This is a genomic window from Dactylosporangium sp. CA-152071, from assembly GCF_050936335.1.
Taxonomy (GTDB): Bacteria; Actinomycetota; Actinomycetes; order Mycobacteriales; family Micromonosporaceae; genus Dactylosporangium; species Dactylosporangium maewongense.
Map to the genome: position 1 here is coordinate 2,341,186 of NZ_JBNJMZ010000001.1, position 20,104 is coordinate 2,361,289.

At 73.7% G+C, this 20,104-nt stretch carries 21 protein-coding genes; 5 read left to right on the forward strand and 16 right to left on the reverse strand.

Annotated elements, in window-relative coordinates; genetic code table 11:
- Nucleotides 1–6: 6 nt before the first annotated feature.
- From ACQEVZ_RS10265 to ACQEVZ_RS10300, 8 genes are all read right to left on the reverse strand, one after another.
- The gene (locus ACQEVZ_RS10265) at nucleotides 7–492 is read right to left on the reverse strand and encodes a gas vesicle protein (RefSeq protein WP_433364510.1); all 486 of its coding nucleotides are present in this window, start codon (nucleotides 490–492) and stop codon (nucleotides 7–9) included.
- Nucleotide 493: 1 nt separating this feature from the next.
- Nucleotides 494–814: a gas vesicle protein GvpO gene (gvpO, locus tag ACQEVZ_RS10270; protein WP_433364513.1), complete on the reverse strand. Its 321-nt coding sequence runs from the start codon at nucleotides 812–814 to the stop codon at nucleotides 494–496.
- Between the two features lie 19 nt (nucleotides 815–833).
- Nucleotides 834–1,067 carry a gas vesicle protein GvpG gene (locus ACQEVZ_RS10275; RefSeq protein ID WP_344509641.1) on the reverse strand — a complete coding sequence of 78 codons (234 nt, stop codon included), beginning with the start codon at nucleotides 1,065–1,067 and terminating at the stop codon, nucleotides 834–836.
- Nucleotides 1,068–1,070: 3 nt separating this feature from the next.
- Nucleotides 1,071–1,847 carry a GvpL/GvpF family gas vesicle protein gene (locus tag ACQEVZ_RS10280; RefSeq protein WP_433364517.1) on the reverse strand — a complete coding sequence of 259 codons (777 nt, stop codon included), beginning with the start codon at nucleotides 1,845–1,847 and terminating at the stop codon, nucleotides 1,071–1,073.
- Nucleotide 1,848: 1 nt separating this feature from the next.
- The gene (gvpJ, locus tag ACQEVZ_RS10285) at nucleotides 1,849–2,250 is read right to left on the reverse strand and encodes a gas vesicle protein GvpJ (protein WP_433364520.1); all 402 of its coding nucleotides are present in this window, start codon (nucleotides 2,248–2,250) and stop codon (nucleotides 1,849–1,851) included.
- Nucleotides 2,251–2,256: 6 nt separating this feature from the next.
- Nucleotides 2,257–3,486 carry an SRPBCC family protein gene (locus ACQEVZ_RS10290; RefSeq protein WP_433364523.1) on the reverse strand — a complete coding sequence of 410 codons (1,230 nt, stop codon included), beginning with the start codon at nucleotides 3,484–3,486 and terminating at the stop codon, nucleotides 2,257–2,259.
- Nucleotides 3,483–4,034: a hypothetical protein gene (locus ACQEVZ_RS10295; RefSeq protein WP_344509635.1), complete on the reverse strand. Its 552-nt coding sequence runs from the start codon at nucleotides 4,032–4,034 to the stop codon at nucleotides 3,483–3,485. The genes ACQEVZ_RS10290 and ACQEVZ_RS10295 overlap by 4 nt, the downstream gene beginning before the upstream one ends.
- A gap of 224 nt (nucleotides 4,035–4,258) precedes the next feature.
- Nucleotides 4,259–5,377: an RICIN domain-containing protein gene (locus ACQEVZ_RS10300; RefSeq protein ID WP_433364527.1), complete on the reverse strand. Its 1,119-nt coding sequence runs from the start codon at nucleotides 5,375–5,377 to the stop codon at nucleotides 4,259–4,261.
- A 169-nt stretch (nucleotides 5,378–5,546) separates the two neighbouring features.
- Between ACQEVZ_RS10300 and ACQEVZ_RS10305 the strand changes: the two genes are divergently transcribed.
- Complete coding sequence (locus tag ACQEVZ_RS10305) at nucleotides 5,547–7,103, forward strand: hypothetical protein (RefSeq protein WP_433364530.1); 1,557 nt, start codon at nucleotides 5,547–5,549, stop codon at nucleotides 7,101–7,103.
- A 561-nt stretch (nucleotides 7,104–7,664) separates the two neighbouring features.
- Here ACQEVZ_RS10305 and ACQEVZ_RS10310 read toward each other — a convergent pair.
- The 7 genes from ACQEVZ_RS10310 to ACQEVZ_RS10340 all read right to left on the reverse strand — a co-directional run bounded on the left by ACQEVZ_RS10310 (nucleotide 7,665) and on the right by ACQEVZ_RS10340 (nucleotide 15,652).
- On the reverse strand, nucleotides 7,665–8,927 hold the full coding sequence (locus ACQEVZ_RS10310; RefSeq protein WP_433364533.1) for a carbohydrate-binding protein: 1,263 nt from the start codon (nucleotides 8,925–8,927) through the stop codon (nucleotides 7,665–7,667).
- Between the two features lie 15 nt (nucleotides 8,928–8,942).
- Entirely contained in the window at nucleotides 8,943–9,500 is a 558-nt protein-coding gene (locus ACQEVZ_RS10315; RefSeq protein ID WP_433364536.1) for a GNAT family N-acetyltransferase, read from the reverse strand.
- Nucleotides 9,497–10,486: a Gfo/Idh/MocA family protein gene (locus tag ACQEVZ_RS10320; protein ID WP_433364539.1), complete on the reverse strand. Its 990-nt coding sequence runs from the start codon at nucleotides 10,484–10,486 to the stop codon at nucleotides 9,497–9,499. Before ACQEVZ_RS10320 ends, ACQEVZ_RS10315 begins: the two co-directional genes overlap by 4 nt.
- Nucleotides 10,486–11,589, reverse strand: coding sequence for a GntR family transcriptional regulator (locus ACQEVZ_RS10325; RefSeq protein ID WP_433364542.1), 1,104 nt, complete (start codon nucleotides 11,587–11,589; stop codon nucleotides 10,486–10,488). The genes ACQEVZ_RS10320 and ACQEVZ_RS10325 overlap by 1 nt, the downstream gene beginning before the upstream one ends.
- Before the next feature lie 98 nt (nucleotides 11,590–11,687).
- A complete protein-coding gene (locus tag ACQEVZ_RS10330) occupies nucleotides 11,688–12,944 on the reverse strand; it encodes a vWA domain-containing protein (RefSeq protein ID WP_433364545.1) in 1,257 nt (418 codons plus the stop codon).
- Nucleotides 12,944–14,152 carry an AAA family ATPase gene (locus tag ACQEVZ_RS10335; protein ID WP_433364548.1) on the reverse strand — a complete coding sequence of 403 codons (1,209 nt, stop codon included), beginning with the start codon at nucleotides 14,150–14,152 and terminating at the stop codon, nucleotides 12,944–12,946. Before ACQEVZ_RS10335 ends, ACQEVZ_RS10330 begins: the two co-directional genes overlap by 1 nt.
- A gap of 99 nt (nucleotides 14,153–14,251) precedes the next feature.
- Nucleotides 14,252–15,652 carry a hypothetical protein gene (locus tag ACQEVZ_RS10340; protein ID WP_433364551.1) on the reverse strand — a complete coding sequence of 467 codons (1,401 nt, stop codon included), beginning with the start codon at nucleotides 15,650–15,652 and terminating at the stop codon, nucleotides 14,252–14,254.
- 193 nt (nucleotides 15,653–15,845) lie between these two features.
- Between ACQEVZ_RS10340 and ACQEVZ_RS10345 the strand changes: the two genes are divergently transcribed.
- Nucleotides 15,846–16,730 (forward strand): GNAT family N-acetyltransferase, encoded by an 885-nt coding sequence (locus tag ACQEVZ_RS10345; protein ID WP_433364554.1) that lies wholly within the window; start codon nucleotides 15,846–15,848, stop codon nucleotides 16,728–16,730.
- Nucleotides 16,731–16,809: 79 nt separating this feature from the next.
- Complete coding sequence (locus ACQEVZ_RS10350; RefSeq protein ID WP_433364557.1) at nucleotides 16,810–17,421, forward strand: HAD-IA family hydrolase; 612 nt, start codon at nucleotides 16,810–16,812, stop codon at nucleotides 17,419–17,421.
- A gap of 43 nt (nucleotides 17,422–17,464) precedes the next feature.
- On the opposite strand, the gene ACQEVZ_RS10355 is transcribed toward ACQEVZ_RS10350, so the two are convergent.
- Entirely contained in the window at nucleotides 17,465–18,628 is a 1,164-nt protein-coding gene (locus ACQEVZ_RS10355; RefSeq protein ID WP_433364560.1) for an MFS transporter, read from the reverse strand.
- Between the two features lie 184 nt (nucleotides 18,629–18,812).
- Between ACQEVZ_RS10355 and ACQEVZ_RS10360 the strand changes: the two genes are divergently transcribed.
- Both ACQEVZ_RS10360 and ACQEVZ_RS10365 read left to right on the forward strand, forming a co-directional pair.
- Nucleotides 18,813–18,974: a hypothetical protein gene (locus tag ACQEVZ_RS10360; protein ID WP_433364563.1), complete on the forward strand. Its 162-nt coding sequence runs from the start codon at nucleotides 18,813–18,815 to the stop codon at nucleotides 18,972–18,974.
- 28 nt (nucleotides 18,975–19,002) lie between these two features.
- The gene (locus ACQEVZ_RS10365; protein ID WP_433364566.1) at nucleotides 19,003–20,097 is read left to right on the forward strand and encodes a tetratricopeptide repeat protein; all 1,095 of its coding nucleotides are present in this window, start codon (nucleotides 19,003–19,005) and stop codon (nucleotides 20,095–20,097) included.
- Nucleotides 20,098–20,104: the final 7 nt, after the last annotated feature.

A 20,104-nucleotide genomic window follows, 5' to 3' on the forward strand; every position in this document is an offset into this window, starting at 1 on the left:
CCTCGCTCATCGCTCGTCGCCGCGCCGGCGGCTGCGGGGACGAGCCTCACCGTCCGCCGGGTACCGGTCGGGCTCGGCCGCCTGGTGCGCGGGCTCCACCGCGGGCCGGCCCGCACGCCGGTCACCGCCCGGTTCGACCGCCGGCTGGGCAGACTGCCCGAGGTCGTCGTGCCCGAGGTCATCACGCTCTCGGTCGTCGCGTCCGAGAGCCTCGCGGCGCGCGTCACCGCGCTCGACCGCCCTGCGGTTGGACGAGGACAGCCACGGATCGGTCTCCCACCAGTCGATGCCGAGCTGCCGCGCCGTGTCGACGGACGCGATGACCAGCCGCAGCTTGAGGGTGAGCAGCTCGATGTCGAGCAGGTTGACCTGGATGTCGCCGGCGATCACCAGACCCCGGTCCAGGACCCGCTCGAGGATGTCGGCGAGGTTCGTCGGCTGGTGTCCGGTGCCGAGCGCGGGGGCGGGGCCCATCCCCTGTGAGGCCACCATGTCAGCTCACCTTCGCATCGGTGCTGCCGCGCAGGTACCGGCGGTCGCGGTGGCACGCCAGCAGTTCGCCGTCCTCGTCGAGCTCGACGAGGTACAGCCCGAGCATGTCGGCCGATGACGGGATGCGACGCTCCTCGACGACCTCGACGCCGACGACCCAGCCGCCGTCGTCGGCCGGTTCGACAGACACGACGCCCAGCGTCTCCTTGCCGGTCAGCTGGCCGACCTCGTCGACCGCGAGACGGGCGATGGCGCCGGCCGGGAGCGGGTCGGGACGGGCCTTCGCCCGCCGTTCGCGCGGTTCGGTGCTGGAGGGTGTCATGCTTCTGCCTTCCGGTCGTTCAGCCGGTCGACCGGGAGGTGACCCGGTCGAGGATCTCCTGCTCGGCGGCGCGCCGCTCGTCCTCGCTCAGCTCGCCGCGGGCCACCGCCTCGTCCAGCGCCTCCAGCTGCCGGCGCAGCCCCTGCGGGCTGTACAGCTCCTGCTCCGCCTGCTCCAGCAGCAGCTCCGCGATGGCGGTGACCGCTCGTACGGGCGCCAACGGCAGCGTGAGGATCGTCAAGAGCAGGCCCATGGCTCAGTCGTCCCGGGCCAGGGCCAGCCGGTTGACGAAGTCATAGGGTGCCGCCGGGCCGAGGCTGCGCATCTCGACCCGCCCGCTCCACCCGTCGGCGAGCTCGGCGAGCACCGCGTCGAACTCGGCGCGGTGCGCCTGCTCGACCAGCACGGGCAGGTGCACGGCGTCCAGGTCGTGGGTCGGCTCCGCCACGACGAGGTCCTCCACGACCTTGCCGATCCGGTCGACGGCGGTCCGGGTGTCGGCCTGCCGCATCGCCTCGATCGCGCCGTTGATGCGCTCGCCCAGGGCCATGCGCTGCTGCGTGGTCTCCTGTTCCGGCCGTCCCTGGATGTACTCGCGCAGCTGCCGCGCGTCGGAGTCGGTGTCGAGGATCTCGGCGAGCACGGCGTCCTCGATGTACCGGCCGCGCACCACGTACTCCACGCGGCCCTCGAGCCGGTCGAGCAGCGGGGCGATCATGTCGTGCTGGTCGGCCAGCAGCTGCCGTATCGCCTCCGCGTCGCGCAGCACCGTGCCGAAGCGGACCGGGAGCACCGGCGCCACGGCCGCTGTGCCGTCCAGCAGCCGCTGGTAGGCGGTCAGGTCGTCGGGCCGGCCGAGCGGGCGGTCGAGCGGGACGTCGCTCACCAGCGCGGCCAGGTCGTCCTCGGTCACCGTGGTGACGTCGGCCGGCGGGCTGCCCACGCCCTGGGCGCTGCCGGTCGGCTCGACGTCCGACGGCACCACGCCGTAGAGCATCATGCCGACCCGCGGTGCGGTGGTGTCGGTGGCCACGTCAGCCTCCTCTGCGTCGCCGCGGCCGGTCGCGGTCCTCTTCGCCCGGGCCGGCGATCTGCTCCAACATGTCGCCCGCCTTGGACAGGATCTTCTCGCCGGCGCCTTCGATCGCGCGCTTTCCGGCGTGCCCGGCGATCGCGCCCTTGGCGCCGCCGACCATGTCGGACAGGCCGCTGCCTTCCTGCGACTTCAGGTCCAGCCGGTTGGCCGCCTCCGCGAACCGGAGGTATGTGTCGACGCTGGCGACGACGACACGCGCGTTGATGGTCAGGATCTCGATGCCGACCACCGCGACGCTGACGTGCGCGTCGATCACCAGTCCTTTGTCGAGAATGGTGTCAATCACGTCGGCGAGCGACGAGGACTGCCCGCCCCCGCCACCGGCCTGCACGACCGACATGCTCGCTCACCCCCTCGCGGTGCTGCGCTTGCGACGGTCGCCGGGTTCGGGGCCGCGGCGGTCGCGGGTCTCGGCGCCGGTCCGGCGCGGCACGGCGCGGCGCCGGGGGCGCGCCTGCGGCGCCTCCTCCTCGTCGCCCTCGTCCTCGCCGCCTTCTTCCGCCTCGGCCCGGGTCTCGTCACCCTCTTCTTCGGTCTCGCCTTCTTCGGTCTCGCCTTCTTCGGTCTCGCCTTCTTCGGTCTCGCCCTCTTCGGTCTCGCCCTCTTCGGTCTCGCCCTCTTCGGTCTCGCCCTCTTCGGTCTCAGCCTCGCCGGTCTCGTCCTCGGCGCGCTCGCCCTGCTTGCCGGAGTCCGGCTCCTCTTGCTGCTCCTGCTCCTCGCGTTCGCGCTCCTGCTGCATGGCGGTCTCGTGGTCCAGGACCACCTCACCGTCGCGGATGATGCCGCGCCAGCCATCGACCTCGTCGGGGTTCAGGATCGTCTGCGTCATCGTGTGCCGCACGAAGTGCTTGAACTCCAGCCGGGCCCGCCGTCCCTGTGCGCGCCACAGGTTGCCGGTGCGTTCGAAGAGCCCCTTCGGGTAGTACTCGAGGACGAGCACGATCCGGGTCAGGGTCGGCGTGAGGGCGTGGAACGACACGGCGCCGTTGACGTAGCCCTTGGCGCCCTTGGACCGCCAGACGATGCGCTCGTCGGGCTCCTGCAGCACGATGTTGGACTCCCAGTCGCGGTGCGACAGGAAGATCTGCGCCCGCCAGTGCAGCTTGTCCTCGTCCTGCCGTTCGACCTTCTCGACCTTCTTCGTGAACTTCGGGAACTCCTCGAACGACGTCCACTGGTTGTAGGCGACCCGGATCGGCACGCCGACGTCGGCCCACTCGAGGATGCTGGTGACCTTGAGCTTGCGGGTCGCGCTGCGGCCGCCACCGAACAGCTTCTTGATCTTCGCCCAGCCACCGGCCAGGCCGCCTTTCGCCGCCGCCTTCATCGGCGAACCGCCACCGGCGAGCTCCTCGGCGCCTTTCGCCGCCGCCACCAGCTTCGGGCTGCCGCTCTGCTCGGCGTACTCGTTGAGCCGGCCGGTGAGGTCGCCGATCTTGCCCTCGACCCGGTCCTGCACGGCCGTGAGGGCCCGGCGGCCCAGCGCGCCGGCGAAGTTCTGCAGCTCCTGCACCAGCAGCCGGGACAGATGGGCACCGATCCCGCCGCCGGGGGCGCCGCGCGTCTCGCTGGTCATCGTCGTGCCGTGGCGCGCCGGCGGCGGACCGGCGGCTCGGGTTCGGACTCGGGCTCCTCTTCGGTGCCCTCGTCTTCGGTGGCCTCGTCACGCGCCTGTCGCGGACGGGATCGGCGGGCGGCGGGCCGGGGCGGCGGTGCCTCCTCAGGCTCCTCCAGCTCCTCGAACTCCTCGTCCTCGAACTCGGCGTCGTAGTCCTCGTCACGGCCGCGGTCCTCGTCACGGCGAGCGCCCTTCCGGCCCGCCGAACGCAGCGCATCGCTGCGCTCCCGGAGCCGGTCGCTGACGGAGTCGATGCGCTGCGACACGGCGGTGCGGGCGGCCGACCGGCCGGCGTCGACGAGCGGGCGGGCGAGACCGGACAGCTGGCCGAGTGCCGCGGAGCCGCCGACGAGCTTCCGTCCGCGAGCCACCAGCTCGGTCGGGTTGCCGCTGAATCGCCCAGCCGCCGCGGCGGCACCGAGCAGCATCGCCATGCGCAGTTTGCGCCGCCGGCCGAGCACGTATCCGACCATGATCGCCAGCGTGACCTGCAGTGCTCGTTTCATGATGCGACCCTCCGGGCGCAGTTCGCGGGTGGTAGCGCCCTTGGGCCGCCCTACCCGGATCTCGGGCGGCAAACCAGCCCGCACCGATTCGCTCGGGATCGCCCCCGGATGGCCGCCGCCGGACCGGCAGCCAGGTCTCGATGGTCTCCCTGGCTCGGCGTCGGCGGCGCCTGCCCTCGCCCGGTGACGGCCCGGCCTCTTCCCCGGAGGCCGGGCCATCGCCGCTACTGCTGGAAGCGCCAGGTCTGGTTCGACTGGGCGGCGCCGCAGTCCCAGATGATGAGCTGCGTGCCGTTCGCGGTCCCCCAGGCGTCCGCGTCCAGGCACTTGCCGGACTGCGGGTTGCGCAGATTGCCGTTGACGAACTGCCACTGCTGGGCGCCGTTGTTCAGGCACGTCCACAGCTGCACCTTGGTGCCCGCGGCGGTGCGCCCGCCGGCCACGTCGAGGCATTTGCCGGTCCTGCTGTTGACCAGGGTCCCGCCCTGCCACCGCCAGCGCACCTCCGGGCCGCCGTGGCAGTCCCACAGCTGGACCTTCGTGCCGTCGGCGTCGCGACCGCCGGAGACGTCGACGCAGCGGTTCGAGCCGGCGCCGACGATCATCTGGCCGGTGGGGGTGTCGACGACACCGCGCCGGTTGCCGCGGCTCCACGCCTTCAGGCCGAGGCCGAGGTTGCCGGGGATCGTGCTGTTGAGGTAGTCGCGGTACCAGCCGAGCCAGTACGGCAGCCCACCGCTGTTCTGGTTGTAGCCGTGCGCCTCGCCGGCGTGCACCTCGACCTCGCCGGGCACGTGCAGCTGCTGGAAGTAGAACTGCTCCCCCAGCTGGTGCAGCATCTCGTGCACCCAGCCGGCGAGCGCGTCCTGGTTGTAGCCGAGGTCGTCGCGGGCGTTGATGCTCGTCCAGCCGGTGTTGTACGGGCCGGGCGAGCCGCTGGAGAAGTACGCGTGCGGGCGGAACGCGTTGTAGACGAACACGCCGTCCCATTCCTGCGGGTGGACGTACTGCGCGACGTCGTCGGGCACGTTGCCCGGCTCGACCATCAGCCCCTGGTAGCCGATCGACGTGAGCGGCCGGGGCGACACGACGACCTGCGTGTTCATGTCGACGGTGCCGCCGGTGAGGTCCTCGACCATCCGCGGGAACGTGCTGAGGAACGCGGTCCGGGCCGCGTCGATCTGCGCCTGGCTCAGCGTGGCGGTCAGGCCGGGCACCTGCGACACGGGCTTGATGATCATCAGGAAGCGGAGCGAGACGGCGGGAGCCGCGGCGGCCTCCGCTGCCGGCATCGCCACCGCACCGCCGTACGCCAGCAGCAGACTCAGGACCGCGAGGAACATTCGCGTCGATCTGCGTCGGGCTCGATGCATGGACAACCTCCGATCGGGTGACAGCCAGCATCGGCTTCCGCGCGGCACGCTCCAAAGGGGTTTCGCAAAGGTTTCGATGCCGCGACCTGCGACGCGGCCACTCGTTGAGCCCGCGGAGCCGACGCGAAGGAGGCGGTCGATGGATCCGCAGCACGCCGACGTGTACCGCTACTGCGTGGTGCTCGCGTGCGGTGACGAGCCCCTGGCGCGGTCCGCGACCGAGGCGGCGCCGGCCGGCGCGACGGGCTTCACGGTCGCGCGCGACGCGGTCAGGGAGGGGCTGCGGCAGCGCCCGGCGCCGGCCGCCGCGACGGGTGACGCCGCCGCTCCCGTACTGTATTCGGCGCGGCCCCTGATCGAGGAGCACCACTGGAATCTGCTCGCGCTGGTGGTCCCGGAGTACGCGGGGCGGCCCCGCCATCGCCAGGTCGATCTGGCGGGGGTCGCCGCGGTCCTGGGCAAGAAGGTCGACGTCACCCGGAAGGCGGTCGACCGGTTGGTGGAGCCCGGCGGCCTGCTGGAGCTCGCCCTGTTCACGGCCGCCGCCGCGGCGGACCCTGCGACCGGCTGCCCCGACCTGCCCACCGTCATCGCCGGGGCCAGCGCGAAGCGCCTGCGCCCCGCCGTCCGCAAGGCCGTGGCCGCGCACATTCCCACGTGCGCGACGTGCACCTCGGCGCATCAGACCCGGCCCACCGCCCTCGCCGTGCTGAGCGAGTTCCCTCTCCCGGAGGTGCCCGCCGAACTCACCCTCCCGGAGGTGCCCGCCGAGCTCACCGAACCAGGCGATGCCCCGGATCCGGCCGGCCTCGCCGAGTCCGACGTGCCGGACCCGGCCGGGCTCGTGGAACCTGACGTGCCGGACCCGACGGAGCGCGTCGACCTTGCCGCGTCGGTCGCGGCGCCGGGCCCTGCGCCGGCATCGGAGCCCGGCGCGGACGACATCACCGTCGAACTGCCGCCGCAAGTCCCGGCGGCACCGGAGCGCGAGCCTGAGCCGGCTGTCTACTACGTGACGCCGGCCGCCCCGGTGGCCCGGTTGCCGTTGCTGCGGCGGCCGCCCGTACTCTTGGCCGTCGTCCTCGTCCTGCTCGCCGGTGCCGCCGTCGCCGGCATCTTCGGCCTGCGGAGCGGAACACCGAAGGGGCAGGCCTCGGCGAGCGACGCCACCACCCCGGCAGCACCGCCGTCCGCCGTCGCGGCACCGGGTTTGATGGTGCCGCCCTCGCCCAGCGCCGGTCGTACACCTGCCGCATCGGGACATGCGAAACCTTCGACGGCCGCGTCGGCATCGCCGGCCGCCTCCGTGCCCGCCGCCGGTGGCATGCCGCTCGTGCCCGCGGCGGACCGGCTCCGCGAGGTGCTGCCGCTGACGGTGAAGGCGCCCGGTTGCCCGGGGCAGACGTTCGGCGGGTCGTGCTACTCGATCCAGCCGTTCACGCTGCCGCTGGAGGTGTCCGTGCCGGCCGGCTTCGACGAGGCACGGCTGGCGGACGCTCTCCAGTGGACCGTTCGGACCGAAACGGTCCTCGGCCCGGTCGCGTTCCACGGCCGGGGCAACCACGCGCGGATCAGGGTCACCGACAACGGCCAGGCCACCCCGCCCACGGTGTGGGTCGTGCAGGCGGCCCTGACCGTCAACGGCGAGACCCACCTGAGCGACGAGATCACCCTGCGGGTCTACGCGACCACCTGAACGGCGATCCACAGGCTTCCCGGCGGGCTGAACGCGACGAAGCTCAATGCGATGCTGGAAGCATGAGCGTCACGCGGTCCCCGATCGGGGTGCTGACCCCGGACGGCACCCAGGAGTGGACCCTCGACCGCGCCGAGACCGACGAGGCCCTGGAGCTCACCCTGCGGGCCCCCGACGGGCGAGAGTGGGCGGTAACCGGGGTGGACTCGTTCCGCGCGCTGGAGGCGATGCGGTTTCAGGTCGAGCCCGAAGGTGTCCGGCTGTGCTGCAACGGTGCCAGGCCCGACGTCTACCCGTCCCGCATGGCCATTCCAGGACGGACGGCGACGTTGCGTATCGCCTTCGGCGCGGTCACCGGAAGTCCGCACGCAGGCTGGTCAAGGCGCTCGATCCGGCAGACTGCGCCGACGTGGTCACCGTCGCGGAGCAACGGGCCTGGTATGAGGACTGGCTCAGGACCGTCACCGGCTGGCGCTGGCCGCTGTACGCGCTGCTGAGCCTCGTCCGGCGCTGACTGTGGAGCGTGGGCCGCGGGGGACAGTCCACCGCGGCCCACCTGACTCACGCGATCTGGGTCAGCTTCCACCAGTTGAGGCTGAATCCACCGGTCGATGCATAAAGGCCGAACTGGTGGGTGCCGGCGGGCACCTCGACCTCCCTGGACACCGTGCGCCACTGGGTGGTGCCGCCGGTGTTGGGCAGGGTCACCTCGCCGAGCGGGGTGGCGCCGGCGTTGATGTCCAGCGACAGCCGGGCGTTGCTGGCAGCGGTCGCGATCCGGTACTCCACCAGGTAGCGGGCCGGCTTGGGGACGTTCACGTTGCCGAAGGCGATCCAGTCGCCGGTGTCGAAGGCCGTCGCCTGGCCGCCGCCGGTGTCGCTGGTGGCGGCGGTCGTCACGCCGTTCATCAAGGTGTACGCCTCAGCCTGGAAGCTGCGGGTGTGGCAGCCGCCGCTCAGCTCGCAGATATCCCCACGGGCGTTGGATACTTTCAGGTCGTCGTACCAGATCCAGGAGTCGTTGGCAGGGGCGAACGACGGGGTGGCGCCGCCCGCGAACGAGGAGAAGTACGCCTTGTCGACCTGGTCGGCGTTGGTGACGAAGCGCAGCCCACGGATCGAGGCGGCCTGGACGCCGTTGTACCAGATGTCGATCTCACCGTCGGCGTTGGCGGAGCCGGCGGTGACCGTGTTGACCCGCAGGCGCTGGACCAGGTTCACCCATTGGCCGCGCGGGTAGTAGATGAGCGAACCGTCGGGGCGGGTCAGGTCGACGAAGTCGCCGTACTGGCCGGCGTGGCCCATGTGGTAGTAGTAGATCGCGGCCTTCCCGCCGGAGCGCCAGATCATGCGCGAGCTGAAGCCGTTGGTGCCGTCGCACACCTGCCCCCCGGAGCACGACCCGCCGCCGGCGAGCCCGAGGCCGACCTTCCCGGCGAACTCGGTGGTCCCCCAGCTGAAGTCGCTGCTGAAACGCACCCAGTAGGACAGGTAGTACTCGCGGCCGCGGGTCAGCTGCAGCGGTGCCTGCGCGCCGGAGTCGGCCGGGCCGATCTTGCCCTTCGGGTAGAACACCCGCAGGGACTTGCCGCCGGTGTGGCTGAAGTTGTAGCCGTCGATCCAGGTGCGGGTGCTCATGCCCTGCTCCCACGGGGCCGTCCACCCGTCCTGGGCCCAGGCGCCCAGCGTGTAGGCGGTGCCCCGCTCGGTGCGTTCGAAGGTGTTGTACCGGAGGCTGCTCGTCGCCGCCGACGCGGCGGGGGTGACGGCGGGCACCGCCGCGGCGGCGATCAGCAGCAACGCCACGAGAACCGTTCTTCGCATGGTCGCTCCTTTGACTCAAAGGTTGCGGACGAGGGTGCTTCCCCAGGCGTGGCGGTGCGCCTCGGTGAAGCCGAGCGCGGTGTAGAAGGCGACCGCTCGGGTGTTCGCCTCCGCCACGCCCAGGTGCACGCCCGCGACGCCACGCCCTTGGAGCGCCGCGAGCACCGTGTCCATGAGCCGCCGGCCGCAGCCCTGCCCCTGCAGCCGCCGCGCCACCTTGATGTGCAGGTGCGCGGGGTGCGTGTCGAACCACGGCCGGTGCGGTCCCGCCGGTGCGAACGTGCCCGGTGGATACCGGCGGCGGAGCCGGGGCCACCAGTGCGCGTCCAGCCACTGGTTGAAGCGCACCGTGTCGGCGGTCGCGGACACGTAGCCGCCGACGCCCGCGTCGTCCTCGACGACGAACGTCAGGCCCGGGTCGGCGGCGAGATACGGCCCGGCGTACACGTGGCCGGGCAGCTTGTCGTCGAACGGTCGCGGCGGCGTGCCGAGACCGGTCGCGTCGGTGGTCGCGCAGATGCGGTACACCGCGGCGAGGTCGGCGCGGCGGCCCGCGCGTACCCGGGCGGTCATGACCGGCACAGGGAAGCCGGCCGGCCGCTCGCGGCGGAGGCGTAGATGGCCAGGACGGTGGCGACGACCGAGCGGCCGTAGTCGCCGCCGACCTCGGGCGGGCGGTGGCCGCGGCAGGCGGCGACGAAGTCCGCGAGCTGCGCGGCGAACGCCTCCCCCGTCCCGCCTCCCGGCGCCATGACCTGGGTCTCGGGGGCGCCGTCGCGGCTCGCCCAGGTGCCGTCGGTCGACGACCAGCGCAGCGCGCCGCGGGAGCAGACGACGGTGGTCTCGTCGTGGAAGCGGCCGGCGGCGCTGGTGAGCAGGAAGCCGGCCGCGACGCCGCTGGACAGCGTCACGGAGCCCATCGCGTCGGTCTCGACGGCGTGGCCGTCGCGGTGCCACACGCGGGCGGTCGCCGACTCGGCGGTGCCGTCGCCGGCCCACTGGATGCGGTCGAGGCCGTGGGTGCCGACGTTCATCACGATGCCGCCGCCGGCCATCACCGGGTCGAAGAACCAGCCGGGGCGCGAGCCGCGCTGGTAGTGGGCGGTGCGGTGATGGTGGATCGCCAGGACGTCGCCGAGATCGCCGGAGCGCAGGAGCCGGGCGACGCGGTGCGCGGCGGGGTCGAACCTGACCACGTGCCCGACGGCGAGGACGACGCCGGCGGCCGCGCACGCCTCGATCATCGCGGTGCAGTCGGCGACGGTCGTGGCCATGGGCTTCTCGACGAGGACGGGCACGCCGGCGGCGGCCGCGTCCAGGGTCATGCCGGCGTGCAGGGCGTGCGGCGCGGTGATGGCGACGCCGTCGAGTGGTTCGCGGGTCAGCATCCGGCGGTGGTCGGTGTAGGCCGTCGCGCCAGTGCCCGCCGCCGCCTGTACCGCGGCCGCCTCGTGGATGTCGCAGACCGCTGTCACCCGGACTCCGGGCACGGCGCGCGCCGCTTCCAGATGGAGCGCCGCGACGATGCCGGTGCCGATGACTCCCAGTCGGAAATCCATCACGCGTTGGATTTCGCGGGAGGGCGGCGCGCCCGCAACGGGGCGCAGGAGCCGCGGACGGTGAGGCGGGGCTGGAGCTCGATGCGGTGCGCCGGGGTGGTGGGGTCGTCGACGAGGCGCAGCAGCAGGTCCGCGGCGAGCGCGCCGAGCTCCGCGCGGGGCGGGGCGACCGCGGTCAGCGGCGGGTCGACGAGCTCGGCCACGTCGTCGTCGTACGCGACGAGCGACAGCTCCGACGGCACCCGCAGCCCGATCCGGCGGGCCGCCGCGAGCAGCGCCGCCGCGTCGCGGTCGCCGTGGCAGAAGACGGCGGTGACGCCGGCCGCGCGGCAGGTCGCGGCGTAGGCGTCGATCTGCGCGGGCGTCCACTCCTCGTGCAGCACGCGCGCCTCCGGCACGGCGACGGCACCGAGCGCGGCGGCGGCGCGGTCGAAGCCCTCGGTGACGACCGCGGAGTTGCCGGTGCGGATGCGGCCGAGAAATCCAACACGCCTGTGACCGAGGCTGACCAGGTGCCGGATCGCGGTGTGTACGCCGCCGAGGTGGTGCGTGGTCACGAACGACACCGGGTCGTCGGGGTCCGGCCGCGGCGGGCGGCGCTCGACCAGCACGTACGGGACCGGCAGCCGCCGCAGCGCATCGGCGTGTGCCTGCGGGTCGTCGGCGACGTGCAGGTTGGGCACGAGGATGAGCCCCTCCACGCCGCTGCCCAGCATCCGCCGGATCTGGGTGCGTTCCAGGTCGGGGCGGTTCTCTGAGCTGGCGAGCATGACGCCGGTGCGGGCGGCGGTCAGCGCCCGTTCGATGCCCTCGATGACCTTCGGGTAGTAGTACGACGTCGACGGCACCACGACCCCGACGGTCCGGCGGGATCCGGTGGGGACGCTCGCGACGTACGTGCCGGACCCCTGCCGCCGCACGACGACGCCCTCCGCGACCAGCAGGCCCACGGCCCGGCGGACGGTGTTGATGCCGACGCCGTGGCGGGTCGCGAGCTCGGCCTCGGTCGGCAGCCTGGCGCCGACGGGCTGGCCGCTGTCGGCGATCCAGCGCCGCAGCCGGTCGGCGACCATCTCGGTCTTGAGACCCTGGTGCGCAGACATTCCACCATGGAATGAATCGGCGTCCGTCGTTGTCATGCGGAAATGATGCGACCGCGGGCGAACGGACGTCAATCAAGCTGGCACTTCGTGGAATGTATTCAACCTATGGACACCACCCTGGCCCACGCCGGCGGCACGATGGGCTCGACGTCCGGGTCGTCCTCGTCCCAACCCGTCTCCCGTGGGAACAGGCCGACCACGGTCCGGCACGGCGGGCGCACCTCGGGCCACGGCGTCTGCCCGTCGGTGAGCGCCACCACGACGTCCGGGCGGGGTGCCGTCCGCAGTGCCCGCTCGAACCCGGCCCGCAGGTCCGTCCCGCCGCCGCCGATCAGCGGGATCCCCTCGGCCCGGCACAGCGCGTGCGCGAGCCCGGCCGCCGCGTCGCAGGACAGCACCCGGACCAGGTCGCGGCGGCCGCCGACGGCCCGGCCGATCGCGGCGACCTCCAGCAGCGCGCTGCCGAGCTCGGCGTCGCTGACCGAGCCCGACGTGTCGATGATGACGCTGACCTGCGGCGGGCGGCGGCGCAGGCTCGGCAGCACCACGCCGGGCAGGCTCGCGGAGCGCCGTGCGGGCCGCCCGTACGTGTAGTCGTCGCCACCCGCCGCGCCGGCCGCCGCGGCGCGGACCGCCGCGCCGAGCAGCTCCCGCCACGGCTGCGGCGGGTGGAACGCCACCTCCGCCCAGCGCTGCCAGCCCTTCGGCACGTCGCCGGGGCGGGCCCTGATCGCCTGCGCGACCCGGAACCGGACCGCGTCCAGCTCGTGGCCGCTGAGCCCGTGCGCGCCGTCCGGGCCGAGGTCCCACGGCCGTTCGAGGCCGTCGGCGCCGCTGCCGCAGTCCAGCCACGCGAGGCCGCCCGTACGCGGTCCGAGCCGGAACCGCCGCAGGTAGTCCTCCATCAGCTCGCCGTCGCGCAGCCCGAGGTCGGCGGCGGCGACGGCGCCGGTCGGGCGGGCGAGGCCGTCGCCGTACACGTCGTCGTTGATCTCGCAGTCGGCGGCGATGTTCATCCGCAGCCGGTCGCCGGCGCCGTACAGGCCGCGCTCCCGGGCTACCCGGTCGCCGCGGCCGTGGTGGTCCCGCAGCAGGTGCGCGACCTCGTGGACCCACACACCGGCGAGCTCCTCGACCGGGGTCCGCGCCACGAACGCCGGCGACGCGTAGCAGCGCCACTGCCGGTCGACGGCCATCGTCGGTACCCGCCGCGACTCGACCACGTGCAGCGCGAACAGCGCCGTCGCGAGGTACGGCCGGACCCGCGCGGCGAGCAGCCGCGCCGCGTACAGCTTCCCGGTGTCCAGCGCCACCGGGCCGCCCGCGACGGACGCCTCGGCGGTGTCGCGCGCCATCAGGCGGCCACCGCCCGCTGCGACAGCGACACCGCGCCGGCGAGGCGTTCGATCAGGTCGGGCACGTCCCAGTCGGCGTGGCGCTGTGCGGCGAGCGTCGACGCCGGCACCACCACGAGGTCCGGGGCGCCGGTGTCGACGGCGGCGGCCAGGATCGCCCACGCCGCGTCCCACCGGTCCTTCGACGGCTGCCGGCGGACCGCTTCGACGACGCCGTCGAGGGCCGCCTGCCGCAGGTCGCCGCGCTCCGGCAGGACCGCCGCGGCCGGGTCGGCGAGCAGCGTCTCCGGGTCCGGCAGGTCCATCCGGTCGAGGCTCGCGAGGAGCTCCAGGCCCGGGCCGTCGCCGACGGTGCCGCGGACCAGCATCGAGAGCACGTCGCGGGACGTGCCGGCGGCGACGGCGAACGCGGTCAGCCGCAGCGCCATGTCCCAGCTGCGCGGCGACGGCCACGGACCGCCGCGGCGCGCCTCGCTGCCGGGCAGCTGGTGCACCAGCCGGGGCCGGGCGGTGAGCAGCCCGCACACGGCCCGGCGGGCGAACGCCACCGCCTCGGTCAGCTTCCGCGGATCCAGCCGGGGCAGCGACGCGCGCGGCCAGGTGCCGCCGAGGCCGCGGACGACGACGTCGTGGTCGTGCACCCACTGCAGGTGCACGAAGCGGTTCGCGAGCGGCGCGGACAGCTCCCACCCGTCGGCGGCGGACGACCGCGGGTTGGCGGCCGCCACGATCCGCACACCCGGCGGCAAGCGAAGGGCGCCGACGCGGCGCTCCAGCACCAGACGCAGCAACGCGGCCTGCACGGCCGGCGGCGCGGTGGACAGCTCGTCCAGGAAGAGCAGGCCGCGACCGGCGTGCACCAGGCGCACCGCCCAGTCCGGCGGGGCCATCGGCACGCCCTGCACCGCCGGGTCGTCGCCGACGACGGGCAGCCCCGAGAAGTCCGACGGCTCGTGCACGCTGGCGATGACGGTGGTCAGTGGCAGGTCGAGCGCCTCGGCGAGCTGGGTGAGGGCGGCCGTCTTGCCGATGCCGGGCTCGCCCCACAGCAGGACCGGCAGGTCGGCGGCGACGGCGAGGGTCAGCGCTTCCAGCTGCGTATCGGTGCGCGGCTCCGTCCCGGTGTCGTGCAGCAGCGCGAGCAGCTCGGCGGCGACGTCGAGCTGGTCGGTGAACGAAGCGGTGACCGGAGAACTGAACGAGGACATGAGGCATCACCATTCGGGGAGAAGTCGTGATCCGGCCTCCGGATGAAGGCCGGCGGTGCACCGGAGCAGCCCGTCGCAGGGCTGGAGACGTGCGATGGGTCAGCGGCGCGCGGCGCGGCGTTCGGGTGCGGGGCGGGTGCGGGACAGGCCGGCGCGGAACAGCCCGTGCGCGACCTTGCGCAGCGCCGCGTCGTCGAGGGTTTCCCGCAGCGCGCCGTGCCGCAGCAGCGCATCGGGGCCGAGCAGCCCTTCCACGACGGCGAGCGCGCCTTCGGTGTCGCCGTGGTCGAGCCGCGCCCGCACGTCGGGGAGGCACTCCGGCCGGCGGTGCGCCTCGTCGATCGCTTGCAGGCACGCCAGCGGGGTCCCGCCGAGCGCGGCGAGCAGTTCTTCCCGGCGCACCTCGGCGGGGTCGTGGTCGAGCGCGACGAGCGTGCCGCCCACGAGCCCGATCCGGTGCCGCTCGCCCCTGCACTCGACGACCCGCGGCGTGCTCGGGTCGTCGTCGCGGCGGGTGTACGACGCCGGCCGGCCGGGCGTGAGCGCCGCCGCGACGAGCGGGTGCAGCCCGTCCGCGCCGATGAGCCCTTCGCGCAGCAGCTCCACGTCGGGCAGGACCCACGTCGCGGCGTCGGGCAGCACAGGTCCCCCGCCGCCGCGCCCGCGGGCCCGCGCGATGCGGGGCTCGGCGCCGTCCGCGACGGTGACGACGAACCGGTGCCGCGCCCCGAGCCGCACGGTCACCGCACCGCCGGCACACGCGTCCGCCCTCAGCAGGATCCCGGCCTCGTCGGCCCACCGGTCGGTCGCCGCACCTCCCGCGGCCACGCCCTCCGCAGCCGCAGCCGCAGCCGAAGCAGCCCACCGATCGGCCGAAGCCGCAGCCAAAGCCGCAGCAGCCCACCGATCAGCCGAAGCCGCGGCCGCGGCCGAAGCCACAGCCTCGGCGGGCTCCGGAGGCGGCGCCGGACCGGTGGCGCCGTGGCCGGCCCTGGTCCGCAGCTCCCCCGCCCGGCGCGCGTCCCACAGGTGCCGGTGCAGGTCGAGCCGGAACCGCGGATCCGGATGCGGATGCGGATGCGGCGCGCCGGTCCGCCGCACCCCCTCCCACAGTGCGAGGCTGATCCGCTGCCCCGCGCCCGCCCACGCCGGCGGCGTCCGGACCACCAGGTGCACCGGGCCGTGCCGGGCGAGGGAGATGGTCAGCCCCGGCCGCAGCAGGCCGTCCGGCGCGATCCGCGGCATGTGCCAGCGCAGCAGGTCGGGGGCGAGATGGCGCAGGTCGGCCCGGATCGACGCGGCCAGCGCCGCACCACCGGTCCGAGCCACTGCCTTGAGGTCGAGATCGACGTCGACCCGTGCCGCGGCGCACGCCCCGGCCCAGTCACCGGCGTGCCGGCGGGCGGTCGCTGACTCGATCATTGATTGCGGCACGGCGAACTCGCGCACGCGCTGCCAGAACGTTCGGCGGGTGTCCCCCATCGCGTCATGGAAGTGCATCAGCACTCACCTTGCGCGGATGGGACCCCCAATCTACGACGTGAGGTAGTCATCGGCGCGAGCATACAACGATCCCCGCACCCGTGTCAGTCCTCGCCCCGTGGCTTCGCCGGTGACGTCGGACCCGTTCGTCGACGAGCTTGAATCCCAATAAGCCGTTGCGTCTTCGGTGCGGTGGTGTTTGGGTCGACGCATGTCGATCACCGTGCAGCGTTCGACGCCGGACTCGTTGGGCGAGATCGTCGAGGCGGTGGCGGGCTGGCAGCACGCCGGCGGGCCGGTCCAGCTGCATCCAGGTGACCTCGGGTGGCACTGGAGGTTCGGCGCGCAGGAGTTGGCCGGGGCCGTCCGGGTGTGGACCCGTGACGGGCAGATCTTGGCCGTCGGCATGGTGGACGACACCGCGGGCCTGATCCGGATGGGCATCGCACCGAGCGTCGACGACGACGCCGCATTCGCGGCTCAGCTGCTGACGGACCTGTCGGAGCCGGGGCAGGGAGTGCTGCCCGGTGGCGCCGAGGCCGTCGAGGCCCGCTTCGGCAACGCCTTTCGAGGCCTCCTCCATCGCAGCGGTTGGGTGGCCGATGAACCGTGGACCCCGTTGTCCCGGGAGCTGACTGTTCAGGTGGAGAGCTGCGGACTCCGGGTCGAAGTCATCGACACGCACGACACTCGGGATCGGATCGTTCAGGATCGGGTCGCGGTGCAGCGGGCAGCGTTCGCCGGCTCGACGTTCACCCTGGAGCGCTGGCGCGCGATGGCCGCCGCCCCGCCGTACCACCGGGCTCGGTGCCTGGTCGGTTACGACCGCGACGGCGATGCGGTGGCCACGGTGACGGTGTGGTCGGCCGGGGAAGGGCGACCGGGTCTGCTTGAACCACTGGGCGTCCATCGGGATCACCGTGGCCGCGGATACGGCCGCGCGATCACCGTGGCCGCGGCCGCCGCATTGCAGGAGATGGGGTCGTCCAGCGCGACAGTGTGCACCCCGAGCAGCAACGTCGGCGGCGTGGCGACGTACGTTTCGGCCGGCTTTCAGAAGCTCCCGGACGTCACCGACTTCCGCCGCACGATTTGACCGTGCCGTCCCAGTTGAAAGGGTGAGGAAGCGCCTGATGGTGAGCCACCATACGAACGGAGCCGCGCAAGGCGCTGCCGTGCTGTTCGACGCCGACGGCGTGCTGGTCGACTCCTACGCCGCATACCGGCGGATCTGGACTCGCTGGGCCTTGCACCGAGGCTTGGACCCGACGACCGTCTGGTCTCACACCCACGGCAAGCGGGCGGTCGACACCATCGCCGTCGTCGCACCCCGCCTCGACCCCGAAGCTGAGTACCGACTCGTCCGTGACTTCGTGGCCGAGGAAGGCGACGCGTTCCCGGTCTACCCTGATGCCGCAGCGGTCCTGCAGGTGCTTCACGCTGAACAGTGGGGCGTGGTCACCTCTGGCCGTGCCCAGACCGTCCGGCAGCGGCTCCGCGCCGGCGGGCTGCCCGATCCTCCGGTTCTGGTGGACAACACCCACGTCACGCGCGGCAAACCCCACCCGGAGGGCTACCTCCGCGCAGCCGGACTGCTCCGGACATCAGCCGAGCGGTGCCTGGTCATCGAGGACGCTCCCGCCGGAGTCGAAGCGGCCCGGACCGCGGCAATGACCGTGATCGGGCTGACCACCACCCATTCCGCCGATCAGTTGACCCACGCCCATCACGTCGTCAGCAGCCTCACCGACGCGAAGCCGCTCATTCAAGAGTGGCTTCGCCGTTGACGCTCGGCGGGCGGGTGACCGTTGCCGGCGGGCGCGGCGGGTGTCACGGCGGCGTGGGGGCGGCGCGGCGGACCAGCGCGGTGGCGAGGGCGAGCAGGACGACGGCGGCGGCGAACAGCAGCCGCAGCAGGCCGAGGGCGGTGGCCGCCGCGGCGAGCAGCGGGCCGGCCCACATGCCGGCCGTCATCGCGAAGGTCAGGGCGGCGTTGTAGCGGCCGCGGAGGGCGTCGGGGGCGAGGGCGTTGACCATCGCGGGCAGCGCGCCGGACAGCAGCAGCTCGCCGGCGCCCATGAGCACGGCGGCGAGCGGGAGCACGGCCCAGGCCGGGGTGGTGACGGTGGCGCACAGCAGCCAGCCGGCCGACCAGACCGCGGCAGCGGCGGCGACGAGTCGCGGTGGCGTCAGTCGTACACCGGCGCGCAACGCCAACGGGAGTCCGGCGACGATCGTGAGGCAGTTGGCGACGCCCGCCCACGACATGAGGTCCGGCCGTCCACTGTGGAGCGCCAGGACGGGCAGGCCCGCGGTGTAGACGCCGTATCCGGCGGCGGAGGTCAGCACGGCGACGAACAGCACGAGCAGCAGCCGCCGGTCCGTGAGCAGCGCGCGGTAGCCCGGACCCGCCAGGGTGCTCGTTTCCCTTTGTCCGCCGGTGTACGACCAGCGCACGGCCACGATCGCGACCAGGCACGTGCCGGCGGCGGCCCACCACAGCCAGGTGAGGTCGGCGACGAGGACGGCCACCGCGGAGCCCGCGCCCATGCCCGCGTTGAACAGGGCGAACTGCAGCGTGAACGTCCGGCCGTGCGCCTCCTCCGGGACGAGCCCGGCGATCAGCGTCGCGTACGCGGGCAGCGTCACCGCCCACCCGAACCCGACCGCCGCGACGGCGCACCCGAGCAGCAGCGGATGGCTGCCGGTGGCGACGAGGACCAGGCCGCAGACGGTCGTGGCGAGGCCGGCGGTCATGGCGAGGCGCCCGCCGTGCCGGTCGGTGAGGACGCCGCTGAGCCAGTTGCCGGGGAAGCTGGCGAGGGCGAGCAGCGCGGTCATCGCGGTGGCCGCCGCGAGCGGGATGCCTTTGCCGGTGTGCAGCAGGATCACCAGGTACGGCTGGGTGAGCCCGATCCCGGCGGCCGACACGACGTCGCCGAACAGCAGCCGCCGCAGCGCCGCCGGCATGGTGTCCGTCTTCGTGTCCTGCATGGTTCGCTCCCGTACGGTCGCGGCCGGTGTCGGCGACAGTGTGTGCGGGCGCGCTTGCCGTCCACTTGAGCGCTGGCGCTCCGGCGGGCGGCGCGGGCGCTCCAAGTGCGCCACAAGTACGGGCCAAGCGGTGGCGGCCACGCTCACGGGGCACACGAAACCACGAATCCGAAGGAGCACTCCCATGCAGCGTTCTGTCGTCGCCACGCCCGTGGTCCGCACGCAGGTCCGGGGCGGCGGTCTCGCCACCAACCACAGCCAGGCCGTCGCCACGCCCGCCGCCCCGGCGCTTCCGGCGCGGGGCCTGACGACCAACCACAGCCAGGCCGTGGCCCGGATCGTCTGAGCCACGGCAGCGGGTGACGGAGCCGGCCATGACACCTGATCCCGTCGACGAGGCGGTCGCCCTGCACGACCTGGCGCTGTCCGCCTGGGACGAGCACCGCTACCCGCGGAGCATCGACCTGTGCCGGCGTGCCCTCGGCATCCTCGAGGCGCACGCCGGCGCCGGCAGCCCCGACACCGCCAACGTGCTCACCCTGCTCGGCAGCGCCCTCGACGAGCTCGGCAAGCACGCGGCCGCCGAGGCATACCACCGCCGCGCCACCGCCGTCATGGCCGCGCTGCCGTCCCAGCCGGAGGTCCTGCTGCGGCTGCGCGTCCAGGCGACCGTGGCCCTGGCCGGCAACCTGCGCCGCCAGGGCCGCTACGCCGCGGCGGAGCGGCTGCTGCGGGCCGCGTGCGACGACGCGGCGCCGCGCTTCACCGACCTGGAGCTGGTGCCGCTGCGCAACGAGCTCGGCGTGCTGTACAAGTTCGCGGGCCGCCACGACGACGCCCAGGCCCAGTACGTTGCGGTCCGCACGGTGCTGGAGGCGGCCCACGGCCCGGACCATCCCGCGCTCGCCGCCGTCTGGCACAACCTCGCCGGCCTCGCCCACAGCCGCGGCGACCTGGCGGCCGGCGAGGCGTACGCGCGGCGCTCCCTCGCCCTGCGCCGCGCGTGCCTTCCGCCCGGCCACCCGGCCGTCGTCGCCGACGAGGCCCACCTCGCCGCGATCCTGCAGGCCCGTGGCGAGCCGGCGGAGGCGGAGCCGTTGCTGCGCCGGGCGATCGCGTACTTCACCGCCCGGCACGGCCCCGACCACCCCGAGGTCCTCACCAACCGGCACAACCTCGCCGCCGTCCTCGCCGCCCGCGACCCGGCGGCCGCCGAGGCGCTGTACACGGTCGTGCTGGCCGGGAAGCGCCGCACGTACGGCGCGTCGCATCCGGAGGTCGCGCTGACGCTGACCAACCTGGCCGCGCTCGCCGCCGCCCGGGACGACCACGACGCGGCCCGGGCCCTGGCCGTGGAGGCGCACCAGATCCTCGCCCCGCAGGTCGCCGCCACCCACCCCGCCCTGGCGTCGGTGACGGCGTACCTCACGGTGCGCGGCGCCGACCAGCCGGCCAGGGCGGCGGCGTAGCGGCCGG

What these genes read in the sequence shown, in the direction of transcription:
- ACQEVZ_RS10340 (WP_433364551.1), bottom strand. Translation starts at nt 15,652, where the DNA reads ATGCACTTCCATGACGCGATGGGGGACACCCGCCGAACGTTCTGGCAG.
- ACQEVZ_RS10355 (WP_433364560.1), bottom strand. Translation starts at nt 18,628, where the DNA reads ATGCAGGACACGAAGACGGACACCATGCCGGCGGCGCTGCGGCGGCTG.
- ACQEVZ_RS10360 (WP_433364563.1), top strand. Translation starts at nt 18,813, where the DNA reads ATGCAGCGTTCTGTCGTCGCCACGCCCGTGGTCCGCACGCAGGTCCGG.
- ACQEVZ_RS10330 (WP_433364545.1), bottom strand. Translation starts at nt 12,944, where the DNA reads ATGGCGCGCGACACCGCCGAGGCGTCCGTCGCGGGCGGCCCGGTGGCG.
- ACQEVZ_RS10320 (WP_433364539.1), bottom strand. Translation starts at nt 10,486, where the DNA reads ATGGATTTCCGACTGGGAGTCATCGGCACCGGCATCGTCGCGGCGCTC.
- ACQEVZ_RS10325 (WP_433364542.1), bottom strand. Translation starts at nt 11,589, where the DNA reads ATGTCTGCGCACCAGGGTCTCAAGACCGAGATGGTCGCCGACCGGCTG.
- gvpO (WP_433364513.1), bottom strand. Translation starts at nt 814, where the DNA reads ATGACACCCTCCAGCACCGAACCGCGCGAACGGCGGGCGAAGGCCCGT.
- ACQEVZ_RS10345 (WP_433364554.1), top strand. Translation starts at nt 15,846, where the DNA reads ATGTCGATCACCGTGCAGCGTTCGACGCCGGACTCGTTGGGCGAGATC.
- ACQEVZ_RS10315 (WP_433364536.1), bottom strand. Translation starts at nt 9,500, where the DNA reads ATGACCGCCCGGGTACGCGCGGGCCGCCGCGCCGACCTCGCCGCGGTG.
- ACQEVZ_RS10365 (WP_433364566.1), top strand. Translation starts at nt 19,003, where the DNA reads ATGACACCTGATCCCGTCGACGAGGCGGTCGCCCTGCACGACCTGGCG.
- ACQEVZ_RS10335 (WP_433364548.1), bottom strand. Translation starts at nt 14,152, where the DNA reads ATGTCCTCGTTCAGTTCTCCGGTCACCGCTTCGTTCACCGACCAGCTC.
- gvpJ (WP_433364520.1), bottom strand. Translation starts at nt 2,250, where the DNA reads ATGTCGGTCGTGCAGGCCGGTGGCGGGGGCGGGCAGTCCTCGTCGCTC.
- ACQEVZ_RS10275 (WP_344509641.1), bottom strand. Translation starts at nt 1,067, where the DNA reads ATGGGCCTGCTCTTGACGATCCTCACGCTGCCGTTGGCGCCCGTACGA.
- ACQEVZ_RS10310 (WP_433364533.1), bottom strand. Translation starts at nt 8,927, where the DNA reads ATGCGAAGAACGGTTCTCGTGGCGTTGCTGCTGATCGCCGCCGCGGCG.
- ACQEVZ_RS10300 (WP_433364527.1), bottom strand. Translation starts at nt 5,377, where the DNA reads ATGTTCCTCGCGGTCCTGAGTCTGCTGCTGGCGTACGGCGGTGCGGTG.
- ACQEVZ_RS10295 (WP_344509635.1), bottom strand. Translation starts at nt 4,034, where the DNA reads ATGAAACGAGCACTGCAGGTCACGCTGGCGATCATGGTCGGATACGTG.
- ACQEVZ_RS10265 (WP_433364510.1), bottom strand. Translation starts at nt 492, where the DNA reads ATGGTGGCCTCACAGGGGATGGGCCCCGCCCCCGCGCTCGGCACCGGA.
- ACQEVZ_RS10290 (WP_433364523.1), bottom strand. Translation starts at nt 3,486, where the DNA reads ATGACCAGCGAGACGCGCGGCGCCCCCGGCGGCGGGATCGGTGCCCAT.
- ACQEVZ_RS10305 (WP_433364530.1), top strand. Translation starts at nt 5,547, where the DNA reads ATGGATCCGCAGCACGCCGACGTGTACCGCTACTGCGTGGTGCTCGCG.